We start from the raw sequence: 444 nt of genomic DNA on the forward strand, positions 1-444 counted from the left end.
CTGGACCAGGAACAGCCCAACCAGAATCACGAGCGTGATCGGCACCACGTACGGGCCGAGCGACGGTGCATCGACCTTCAACCCCTCGACGGCCGAGAGCACCGAGATCGCCGGCGTGATCGCCCCGTCGCCGTAGAGCAGTGCCGCCCCGACCAGCCCGACCACGAGAAGCAGCGCCTTCCACGAGCCCGGCCGGGCATGCCGTGCGCCGAGCAGCGCCAGCATGGCGACGATGCCGCCCTCGCCGCGGTTGTCGGCGCGCAGGATCAGCACCGCGTATTTGAGCGAGACGATCAGGATCAGCGACCACAGGATCAGCGACACCGCGCCGGTGGCCGCCGCCGGCACCGAGGCGCCGCCGCTGGTGGCGGCCTTCACGGCCTCCTTGAACGCGTAGAGCGGGCTCGTGCCGATATCGCCGTAGACGACGCCGAGGGCACCGAG

At 70.5% G+C, this 444-nt stretch carries 1 protein-coding gene; it reads right to left on the bottom strand.

From position 1 onward, the window contains the following. On the bottom strand, nt 1-444 hold a 444-nt coding region (locus tag OXS49_RS33450), incomplete at both ends, for a KUP/HAK/KT family potassium transporter (RefSeq protein ID WP_267428793.1).

It is taken from the genome of Methylobacterium sp. GC_Met_2, from assembly GCF_026540795.1.
In the GTDB taxonomy this organism is placed as follows: Bacteria; Pseudomonadota; Alphaproteobacteria; order Rhizobiales; family Beijerinckiaceae; genus Methylobacterium.